The sequence below is a fragment of the Megasphaera lornae genome (genome assembly GCF_000214495.1).
GTDB classification, from domain to species: domain Bacteria; phylum Bacillota; class Negativicutes; order Veillonellales; family Megasphaeraceae; genus Megasphaera; species Megasphaera lornae.
Map to the genome: position 1 here is coordinate 61,548 of NZ_AFIJ01000023.1, position 10,007 is coordinate 71,554.

Here is a 10,007-nt window from a genome sequence, read left to right on the forward strand (position 1 = left end):
AAAAAGTTTCGGAGTGCCGCCGTCCCGCCGGCGGAAAAAACATAAATAAATATGATTCTCTTCTAGGTTATTCCGTCGGTTTGCGGTATAATAGGTTCGTCGTAAGATACATCAGCAACTACAGCACAGAAAGGATCGGGTCATGTCTATGTTACATACACCTCAAACGGAAGGAAACCCTTCTTTTTTTACAAGAATGTTTCCTAAAGGCGGCAAAAAAAGAACCATTGCCTGCCTCATTTTGTTATACGTCATTTTATATGCCGTCATCTATCGGTGGCAGTGGAGCGTTTCCTACGGCCTGGGCATGGATAATGTTCAGGATGTTACGCTGGGACTCATTCCGGCCGTCCTGTCCGTCGTCCTGGCCCTCGGCATTTATTGGCGCAATCTTTCGGTCAACGCCATTATTCCGCCGGCCGTCGTGGCGCTCGGCTGGATTATTACGGGGCCGTACTTAAACTATACGACCTTACTGACCCATAATGTCATTTATATTAATAATATTTATGACATGTATGTCGGCCTCTACTTGTTTTCTATTTTCCTTTGCATCAACATGGCGCTCATCCGCTATATACCGCGTGTTCTCAGCGCCTTGATTATGACGGTGCTGCACTTGGCCGCATTCTTCATTATTATTGTCCAATGGGTCTATGCCCTGTTATATCATTCGTGTATTACCACGACCGGCGCCCTGCTCATCTTTCAGACCGGCCCGCGCGAAACCAAAGAATACTTCGGCTCCCTCGGGCCCTATCGGATTGCGGCCTTGATTCTGGTCTTCCTGATTTTAATTATCGGCGCTTATATCTTGAACTATCGGCAAAAAAAAGGCGCCCGTTCGCCTTTATATACGCCGTTTATTCCGTTGCTTTCGCTGTTCATCATTTTCCCTTCGGTCGGCGCCCTGGCGGAAGAAATTATTCCCAACGCCTTTCCGATTAAAACCTTTATGGACTCCAAGGAATATTTGGAACATGCCAAATTATATGCCACCACCCACGACAGTCGGTATGCCAAATTACAGGCCGTGCAATTACATCCGCGACAGGGACCGAATACGATTATTCTCGTCATCGGCGAATCGGAAACCCGTACTTATATGAACGTATATAATCCGTCCCAGCCGAACAATACGCCGTGGCTCACCGCCATGAAGGCCGATCCGCACTTTACCTTCTTCAACAACGCCTACGCCTGCGTATGGTATACCGTCCCCGTTTTGGAACACGCCTTAACGGAAGCGAATTTCTACAACAACAAAGAATTTAATCAATCTATTTCCATTATCGACATGGCGCGCAAGGCCGGCTATAAAACCTATTGGTTCAGCAATCAGGGCTCCGTCGGCGTGTCCGATACGCCGATTTCCCTCGTAGCCCATACGGCCGATGTGCATGAATGGGTCGACAGAGATGCGAAATATTCCACCTTGGACGAATCGCTTTTAAAATTCTTAAAAAAAGTAAATCCGAAAGACAAAAACTTTGTCGTCCTGCATTTAATGGGCAGCCATGTAGAATATCGCAATCGCTACCCGGCGTCCTTCCAAAAATTCAATGACGGCACCATTAACCGCGTTGCCGATTTCAACAATACGATTTTATACAACGATTGGTTCTTACACCAAGTATACAACTACGGGAAACAGCACCTGAATCTGGACGCCATGTTGTACTTCTCCGATCACGGCAGCGACCCGACACGCCTGCGCCAACCGGACATTGCGCCGTTTACGGTATTGCGGATTCCCATGTTCTGCTATCTCTCGGACAACTACCTGCAACGCAATGCGGACGTGGCCCGCACCATCAAAGACCATCAACATAAGTATTTCACGAATGATTTGGCCTATGAATTTGTTTGCGGCGTCTTAAACATGCAATCGCCGCATTATGATCCGTCCATGAGCATTGCTTCGCCGACTTGGAAAATGGCACGAAAAGATTTGGTCACCCGTTTCGGCAAGAGCAGTTTAATGGAAGATGTAGGCTATTAATCCTCCCTTGGCCGAAAACAAAAGGACTGTCGACACTCCCGTGTCGACAGTCCTTTTTCTGTGCCGCGCCCGTTTTTTATATGCCGCTCCCGTTACCGGCGGTAACGGCCGCTTTCATTTCCCTGACGAAGGCCGTCAAATGCGGCGTCGCCCGGGCGCCGTAGCGGGCAATCAGCTTGACAATGGCGCTCCCCACAATCACGCCGTCCGCATAGGTCGCAATCCGCGCGGCCTGTTCCGGCGTCCCGATCCCGAAGCCGATCGCACACGGAACGCGCGTGTACTTGCGTATTTCCTGTATTTCACCGGCCAAATCCGTCGTAATCCGGCTGCGCACGCCCGTTACGCCCAGAGAGGACACAATATATAAAAACCCTTCTCCCACGGCACTGATGGCCGCACACCGTGAAGCCGACGTGGGCGCAATCATGGAAATAATCGCAATGCCGTATTGCGCTGCCGCCGCCGCACAATCCCGCCGTTCTTCAAACGGCATGTCGGGAATGATAATGCCGTCCACGCCCGCTTGTCGGCAGGCTTTAAAAAAGTCCGTAATGCCGTAATTAAAAACAGGGTTCAAATACGTGAGCAACACTAACGGCACCTGTGTCTGTTGCCGCACTTCCCGCACCAGTTCCAACACCTTCGGCACCGTCGTATGCCCCTGCAGGGCACGAATATTCGCTTCCTGAATAACCGGTCCTTCGGCTACGGGATCGGAAAAAGGAATGCCGATTTCAATAATATCGGCGCCGGCCTCGGCCATGGCGACAATAAATTCACCGGTCGCCGCAAGCGTCGGATCCCCCGCCGTCACATACGCAATAAACGCCTTACTGTCGGCAAATGCCCGTTCTATCCTATTCATGTATATCCCGCCCTTCATATCTCGCAATGGCCGCCACATCTTTATCCCCGCGACCGGATAAACAACAAATAATACATTCTTCTTTGGGCAGGGTAGGCGCCAATTGCATGACTTCATACACGGCATGCGCGCTTTCTACGGCACAAATAATGCCTTCCGTTTTCGCAATATACGAAAATGCCGCCACCGCCTGTGCATCCGTTACGGGCACATACGAAGCCCGTCCGCTCGTATACAAATACGCATGTTCCGGCCCGATGCCGGGATAATCCAAGCCGGCGGAAATAGAATACACTTCGGCAATCTGCCCCTGTTCATCCTGACAAAACAAGGACTTCATACCGTGAAAAATTCCCGGTCTGCCCGTCGCCACCGTAGCCGCCTGCAACTTCGTGTCAATGCCTTTACCGGCCGCTTCGCAGCCGATTAACCGCACCGACGTATCGGGAATAAAATGATAAAACATACCCATGGCATTACTGCCGCCGCCTACGCAGGCCAGGACCGCCGCCGGCAATTTACCTTCTTTTTCCAACACCTGCCGCCGCGCTTCCCGACTGATAACGGCCTGAAAATCCCGCACCATGACGGGGAAAGGATGCGGCCCCATGGTGGAACCGATGACATAATGCGTATCGTCCACCCGGTTCACCCATTCCCGCATGGCTTCATTGACCGCATCTTTCAAGACCCGCGTCCCCGAAGTCACGGCATGTACTTCGGCGCCCAATAATTCCATGCGATACACGTTCAGGGCCTGCCGAATCGTATCTTCTTCGCCCATAAAAATTTCACACTGCAACCCGAGAAAAGCCGCCGCCGTCGCCGTCGCCACGCCGTGTTGTCCGGCGCCCGTTTCGGCAATTACCCGCGTTTTTCCCATTTTTTTCGCCAACAAACATTGGCCCAACGCATTGTTAATCTTATGCGCCCCGGTATGATTCAAATCTTCCCGTTTAAAATAAATCTTAGCGCCGCCCAACTCCTTCGTCATGCGTTCGGCATAATACAACAAGGATGGACGGTTGGCATAATTATCCAACAAGTCCGTTAATTCCCGTTGAAAGGACGCATCATGTTTACACGCGTCATACGCCGTTTCCAACCGATGAATTTCATTCATTAACGTTTCAGGAATATATTGTCCGCCGAATTCTCCAAATCGACCTTTGCTCATTTTACGGCCTCCTCCGCACACACTGCACGAGTGCTTGTATTTTTTTCTCCTCTTTATGCCCCCCGGTTTCCGCACCGCTGCTGATATCCACCGCATAGGGGCGTAACCGCAACGCCTCTTGAATCGTTTGACACGTAATACCGCCGGCCAAGATATACGGCCGTTGAATGTATGCGGTCCACGACCAGTCGAACCGGCGGCCGCTGCCGCCGCCGCCGTGATCGGCCAGTACCAGGTCGGCGCTGCTCGCCTGCAACCGCTGCACATCCGCGCGCGACTGTAAAGAAAACGCCTGAATAATCGGCGCCCGCACGCAGGCGCGCAAGGCCCGAATATAGGCTTCGTCTTCTTGGCCGTGTAATTGTACCCATTGAATCGTCCCTTCCCGCCACAGCTGCCGAATCAGCTCGATAGGCGCATTGACGAAGACCCCTACCGCCGTAATGGCGGGATGTAAGGCCGCGCGCAGGGTCCGGGCCTGCGCCGGCGTGACCCGTCGTTTCCGGCCGGCGAATACCAGGCCGATATAGTCCGGTTGCCACCGATTCACGGCTTGTATATCTTCCGGGCGGGTCAACCCGCAAATCTTTATTTTACTCATCCTTGCCCCCGCAATTGCTGCAACAACGCTTTTTTGTCACGGCTGCGCATACAGGTTTCGCCGATCAGCACGGCCTGTACCCCGCACGCCCGTAACGTCGCCACGTCGTCACCCGTGCGAATACCGCTTTCCGAAACGAGGATACAGGAATCCGGCACATACCGGCATAATTGCCGCGTGCGGTTAAGGTCTACCGTAAAATCCCGCAAATTGCGATTATTAATCCCGATAATCCGGGCGCCGGCACGTACGGCCCGTTGTATTTCCCCGGCCGTATGACACTCCGTCAACACGGATAATCCCAACGTGTGCGCCAGTTGTAAAAAATAAGTCAAGGCCGGATCCGACAAAATCGCCGCAATCAGCAACACGGCGGCGGCGCCGATGGCGCGTGCTTCATACAATTGGTACGCATCCACTATAAAATCTTTCCGCAACACGGGCAGCCGCGTTGCGGCCGCAATTTCCTTCGCATACTGCGGGTCGCCGAGAAAATAATCCCGTTCCGTCAGAACGGAAACGGCCGCCGCCCCGGCCTCTTCATAGGCCCGGGCTGTCGCCACATACGGAAAATCGGGAGAAATAATCCCCTTGGACGGCGACGCCTTTTTTACTTCACAAATAAACGCCGGTGCCGGACCGCATAAGGCGCGGTAAAAGGGAAAGTCCGCCGGCGCCGGTACCGCTTCGGCACGGGCCATCATCCGCGCCGGAGACACCCGTTGTTTATCCTCCCGCAAGCGTGCCTGCACGGCCGTCACAATCGTTTCCAAAATCATCGTGTCGCCTCCCGTAGGTCCCGTCCGGTCTGTATAACCCGTTGCAACGTCTGTAGCGCCTTGCCTTCATCAATCAACCTTGCCGCCAACCGGACCCCGGCTTCGATGGTCGGCGCTTTTTGCGCCACGTACAGAGCCGCCCCGGCGTTGAGCAGCACCGCCGTCCGACACGTTCCCGATTCGCCCGCCAATACGGCCCGCAGCATGGCCGCATTTTTCTCCGGCGACCCGCCTTTCAACTCCTCTTTCTTGCCGCAAGGTACGTGCACCTCTTCCGGGCGCAATATATACGTGTGAAACTGCGACCCTGCAAACTCGCAAATCTTCGTCGGCGCCGACGGCGAAATTTCATCCAACCCGTCCGTGCCGTGTACGACCATGCCGCGCACGACGCCCAACGCGTGCAGCACCTGCGCCAACGGTTCCACCAGCGCTTCGTCATACACGCCCAAGACCTGCAATTCCGCATGTGCCGGATTCGTCAGGGGCCCCAAAATATTGAACACTGTAGGAATCCCCAACTCCCGCCGCACGGGGCCGACATATTTCATGGCCTGATGATATTGTTGGGCAAAGAAAAAACAAAATCCCGTTTCTTCCAGCACCGCCATACTTTGCGCCGGCGATAAATACAGATCGGCGCCCAAGGCTTCCAATACATCGGCGGCGCCGCACGAAGAAGTGGCCGAGCGATTGCCGTGCTTCGCCACCCGGCAGCCGGCGGCGGCGCACACCAACGCCGCCGTTGTCGAAATATTGAACGACCCCGAATGATCGCCGCCGGTCCCGACAATTTCCAACAACCCGGCAGGTGCCGCTACCGGCACGGCATGTTCCCGCATTACCCGGGCGCAGGCCGTAATCTCCGTCACCGTGACGCCCTTGGTCTGCAACGCCGTCAAAAAGCCGGCCGTTTGTACGGCACTCGTGTTTCCCGCCATCATTTCATACATGACCTGCGCCGTTTCTTCTCCCGTCAACGCCTGTCGCCGTACCAATTTATTCGTCATTTCCGTAATCATGCCGCCGCCCCCTTATATATTCAAAAAATTCCGCATCAAAATCGGTCCTTGCGGCGTCAAAATGGATTCCGGATGAAACTGCACGCCCATAAGCGGCAAGGTTTTATGCGCTACCGCCATAATTTCCCCGTCCTCGCTTTCTCCTAAAACCTCCAAACACGACGGCAACGCCGCTTTATCCGCCGCCAACGAATGGTACCGCCCCACATCGAAGGGGTCCTGAATATCCTTAAAAAGTGCATGGTTTCGCAAGCGCCTTACGGTCGACCGCTTGCCGTGCATCATCCTTTTCGCATACGTAATCGTACCGCCGCACACTTCGCAAATCGCCTGATGGCCCAAACAAATCCCCAGGATCGGCACGGTTCCCCGCGTCTTGCGAATCAGCTCTTCACAAATGCCCGCCGCCGCCGGCCGTCCCGGCCCCGGCGAGATAATAATATGTGACGGCTGCAGGGCCAACGCCTCCGCAACGGACACGGCATCATTCCGCAGGACTTTCACTTCTTTCCCGAAAGAGGCCGCCAATTGATAGACATTATACGAAAAACTGTCATAATTATCTATTAAAAGAATCATATCGTATCCCCCCGTCTGCCCGTTCCACCGCCGTTCGCACCGCTTCGGCCTTATGGCAACATTCTTCGTATTCCCGCTGCGGGTCGCTGTCCGCCACAATGCCGGCGCCGGCACGAATAATCAGCCGCCGGCCATGTTTATAGGCCAAACGAATAGCAATACATACATCCATATTGCCCGTAAAATCCAAATAGCCGATGGCCCCGCCGTACAAGCCGCGATCGGCCTGTTCCAGTTCGTCAATAATCTGATACGCCCTGATTTTGGGCGCTCCCGATAAGGTGCCGGCCGGCAGCACCGCCTCCATGACTTGCACGGGCTGTACGCCCGGCGCCAACGTACCGACCACCGTGGAGCCCAAGTGCATGACATGAGAAAAACGCAACACTTGTAAATACGAAGCCACATGTACGCTCCCGGGCCGGCTCACACGCCCGATGTCATTCCGTCCCAAATCGACCAGCATGTTATGTTCCGCCAATTCTTTTTCGTTGTGCAGCAACTCCTCTTCCAAGCGCTTGTCCGCCGCTTCCGTCGCCCCGCGCGGACGCGTTCCGGCCAACGGATAGGTCGTCACGCGACCGCCGCCGATACGTACCAGCGTTTCCGGGGAAGAGCCGGCAATCTCCGTATCCCCGACGGAAAAGTAAAACATATACGGCGACGGATTGAAGGACCGCAACAGCCGATACGTGTCAAACAAACTGCCCGCCGCCGTCGCTTCCCACCGATTGGCCAACACGACTTGAAAAATATCCCCTTCCCGAATATACCGCTTGGCCGCCGTCACCATCCGTACATAGGCCGCCTCCGAAAACAGCGGTTGTAACGGCGTAGTCAGCTGTAACGGCGGCACCGCCGCCGGCTTGCCGTCCGTAATGAGCCGCGCCATTTCCGCCAGTGCCGCCTCGGCCGCCGCATACCCGGCCCGGCCGTCGGCAAGGCGCACATTGGAAATCAACACAATTTCTTGTTTGACATGATCAAACACAATGACTTTTTCAAACAAATGCAAATCAAAATCGTCGAGCCCTTCCTCTCCCGGCGGCCGCTCGGCCAGCACCGGTTCCGTATAGCGCAAATAGTTAAACGAAAAATAACCGACCAGCCCGCCCGTAAACGGCGGCAAATCCGGAAATACGGGCGCCCGGTACAACGCCGTCACTTGCTGCAACACGGCGTGCGGCGTATCCTGCAGCACCGTTACCCGCCCCTGTTTATCAATTTTTTCGATGCGTCCTTTTTTACCGCGAATTTCCAACGAAGGATCATATCCCAAAAACGTATAGCGTCCGCGTCGATCCTTCCCTTCCATACTTTCCAAAATATAACAACGATCACTCTCGTGCCGCAACCGTCGCAACACTTCCACCGGCGTACATCCGTCCGCCAACATGCGCCTGCTCAAGGGGACAACCGTATAGCGGCTCCCGTACTCGGCCACTTCTTCAAACGACAGCATACTTTCCCTCCTAAAAAAAAATCCGTCCATGACAAATACTTGTCAAGGACGGATAGATCCGCGGTGCCACCTTGTTTTAGGATTTGACTCCTACGCTCGACGGAATACCTTCATATTCCCGGCAACTGACGTATGCCCCCACGTCGCAGAATACTCGGGTTGCCCCTTTGACTGCGCCCTCAGCGGTCCATTTGACGAGCTGCGTTCGACCGGCTCTCAGCCTCCCGGTTCTCTGTACGTGCACGACATCGTTTTGACTTCCGCTTCACAGGTTTTCATGGACAGTATAGTTTTGTTGTACTGTATGTTACTCCCAAACCGGCCGTTTGTCAATTGTTTTTTTGTTACATTTTTTTAAACACGCCGAACACCCCCGAAAAACGCGGTTCCCTCGGCGTCCCGCCCCGTATCCGTCCGACCGTCACCGCCGGGCGCCGACAAACGGCTATGCAAAAAAAACGGTTTATGTTATACGCAACATAAACCGTTTTTTCGCTATGGTGGGCGATGACAGGATCGAACTGCCGACATCCTGCTTGTAAGGCAGGCGCTCTCCCGGCTGAGCTAATCGCCCATATGTGGTGACCCCTACGGGATTTGAACCCATGTTCCCGCCGTGAAAGGGCGGTGTCTTAGACCACTTGACCAAGGGGCCGTAAAAAATATGGTGATCCACCCGAGATTCGAACTCGGGACACCCTGATTAAAAGTCAGGTGCTCTGCCAACTGAGCTAGTGGATCAGGAAAAAATTTGGCAGGGGTAGCTGGATTCGAACCAACGATGACGGAGTCAGAGTCCGTTGCCTTACCGCTTGGCGATACCCCTGTATGGCTCCTCAAGTAGGACTCGAACCTACGACAAATCGGTTAACAGCCGATTGCTCTACCAACTGAGCTATTGAGGAATAAATGGAGCGGAAAACGAGGCTCGAACTCGCGACCCCCACCTTGGCAAGGTGGTGCTCTACCACTGAGCTACTTCCGCATGAAAGCCTTACCTATTATGCCACATAGCCGGTTCTCTGTCAAGTTTTTTCTCTTACCGCCGCCCGTACACGACGACTGCATTTCAGAATGCCTGTTTATAATAGCAAGTTTACCGTTGCCTGTCAAGTTTTTTTTTCTCTCCTTGCCGCCGCGTTCTCTCTAAAAAAACAACCGCCGCAACGACATGCGACCGCCGCAAGGAAGAAAAGCGGCGCCTCTTTCGGCCCTTACCGCCCTTATACTCGCACATAACGGCAACATTTTTGTGATACTGTAACGCGTTACAGTAACGCTTGTAAGAAAAGATAAGAGTAAGAAAAGAATAAGAATAATAGTAAGAATAATTGTAATAGTAAGAGTAAGAATAAATATATATAGCATCATCCGGTATCTATACGATAAGACATAGGACATACTTTTTATAGTGTATAGCCGCACTTGCCGCACGACAAAAAGGAATTGCCCCGACGGTACTGCCGACATATATATTACGTATGGGCATAGATGAAAAATTAATTTGCATATTTGTT

8 protein-coding genes and 6 tRNA genes are annotated in these 10,007 nt (G+C 53.5%); 1 reads left to right on the forward strand and 13 read right to left on the reverse strand.

Features of this window, described 5'->3' with window-relative positions; all coding sequences use genetic code 11:
* The first annotated feature begins 148 nt into the window (after positions 1-148).
* Positions 149-2,002, forward strand: coding sequence for a phosphoethanolamine transferase (locus HMPREF1039_RS03565; protein ID WP_007391026.1), 1,854 nt, complete (start codon positions 149-151; stop codon positions 2,000-2,002).
* A 76-nt stretch (positions 2,003-2,078) separates the two neighbouring features.
* Here the strand turns inward: HMPREF1039_RS03565 and trpA are convergent, their stop codons facing one another.
* The 13 genes from trpA to HMPREF1039_RS03630 all read right to left on the reverse strand — a co-directional run bounded on the left by trpA (position 2,079) and on the right by HMPREF1039_RS03630 (position 9,475).
* Positions 2,079-2,870 (reverse strand): tryptophan synthase subunit alpha, encoded by a 792-nt coding sequence (trpA, locus tag HMPREF1039_RS03570; protein WP_007391000.1) that lies wholly within the window; start codon positions 2,868-2,870, stop codon positions 2,079-2,081.
* Positions 2,863-4,047 carry a tryptophan synthase subunit beta gene (trpB, locus tag HMPREF1039_RS03575; protein ID WP_007390995.1) on the reverse strand — a complete coding sequence of 395 codons (1,185 nt, stop codon included), beginning with the start codon at positions 4,045-4,047 and terminating at the stop codon, positions 2,863-2,865. The genes trpA and trpB overlap by 8 nt, the downstream gene beginning before the upstream one ends.
* 1 nt (position 4,048) lies before the next feature.
* A complete protein-coding gene (locus tag HMPREF1039_RS03580) occupies positions 4,049-4,648 on the reverse strand; it encodes a phosphoribosylanthranilate isomerase (RefSeq protein ID WP_007390994.1) in 600 nt (199 codons plus the stop codon).
* Positions 4,645-5,427, reverse strand: coding sequence for an indole-3-glycerol phosphate synthase TrpC (gene trpC, locus HMPREF1039_RS03585; protein ID WP_007391021.1), 783 nt, complete (start codon positions 5,425-5,427; stop codon positions 4,645-4,647). The genes HMPREF1039_RS03580 and trpC overlap by 4 nt, the downstream gene beginning before the upstream one ends.
* On the reverse strand, positions 5,424-6,449 hold the full coding sequence (gene trpD, locus HMPREF1039_RS03590) for an anthranilate phosphoribosyltransferase (RefSeq protein WP_007391016.1): 1,026 nt from the start codon (positions 6,447-6,449) through the stop codon (positions 5,424-5,426). The genes trpC and trpD overlap by 4 nt, the downstream gene beginning before the upstream one ends.
* A gap of 12 nt (positions 6,450-6,461) precedes the next feature.
* Positions 6,462-7,028 (reverse strand): anthranilate synthase component II, encoded by a 567-nt coding sequence (locus tag HMPREF1039_RS03595; RefSeq protein ID WP_007391030.1) that lies wholly within the window; start codon positions 7,026-7,028, stop codon positions 6,462-6,464.
* Positions 7,009-8,490: an anthranilate synthase component I family protein gene (locus tag HMPREF1039_RS03600; RefSeq protein WP_007391013.1), complete on the reverse strand. Its 1,482-nt coding sequence runs from the start codon at positions 8,488-8,490 to the stop codon at positions 7,009-7,011. The genes HMPREF1039_RS03595 and HMPREF1039_RS03600 overlap by 20 nt, the downstream gene beginning before the upstream one ends.
* Positions 8,491-8,988: 498 nt before the next feature.
* Positions 8,989-9,064: transfer RNA gene (locus tag HMPREF1039_RS03605), tRNA-Val, on the reverse strand.
* Positions 9,065-9,069: 5 nt separating this feature from the next.
* A tRNA-Glu gene (locus tag HMPREF1039_RS03610) sits at positions 9,070-9,145 on the reverse strand.
* 10 nt (positions 9,146-9,155) lie between these two features.
* A tRNA-Lys gene (locus HMPREF1039_RS03615) sits at positions 9,156-9,231 on the reverse strand.
* A gap of 11 nt (positions 9,232-9,242) precedes the next feature.
* Positions 9,243-9,316: transfer RNA gene (locus tag HMPREF1039_RS03620), tRNA-Gln, on the reverse strand.
* Positions 9,317-9,319: 3 nt separating this feature from the next.
* Positions 9,320-9,395, reverse strand: a tRNA-Asn gene (locus tag HMPREF1039_RS03625).
* Positions 9,396-9,400: 5 nt separating this feature from the next.
* A tRNA-Gly gene (locus tag HMPREF1039_RS03630) sits at positions 9,401-9,475 on the reverse strand.
* Positions 9,476-10,007 lie beyond the last annotated feature (532 nt).

Bases quoted from the DNA above. Each gene is read 5' to 3' on its own strand.
- HMPREF1039_RS03595 (WP_007391030.1), bottom strand. From the start codon at position 7,028: ATGATTCTTTTAATAGATAATTATGACAGTTTTTCGTATAATGTCTAT.
- HMPREF1039_RS03580 (WP_007390994.1), bottom strand. From the start codon at position 4,648: ATGAGTAAAATAAAGATTTGCGGGTTGACCCGCCCGGAAGATATACAA.
- HMPREF1039_RS03600 (WP_007391013.1), bottom strand. From the start codon at position 8,490: ATGCTGTCGTTTGAAGAAGTGGCCGAGTACGGGAGCCGCTATACGGTT.
- trpB (WP_007390995.1), bottom strand. From the start codon at position 4,047: ATGAGCAAAGGTCGATTTGGAGAATTCGGCGGACAATATATTCCTGAA.
- trpA (WP_007391000.1), bottom strand. From the start codon at position 2,870: ATGAATAGGATAGAACGGGCATTTGCCGACAGTAAGGCGTTTATTGCG.
- trpC (WP_007391021.1), bottom strand. From the start codon at position 5,427: ATGATTTTGGAAACGATTGTGACGGCCGTGCAGGCACGCTTGCGGGAG.
- HMPREF1039_RS03565 (WP_007391026.1), top strand. From the start codon at position 149: ATGTTACATACACCTCAAACGGAAGGAAACCCTTCTTTTTTTACAAGA.
- trpD (WP_007391016.1), bottom strand. From the start codon at position 6,449: ATGATTACGGAAATGACGAATAAATTGGTACGGCGACAGGCGTTGACG.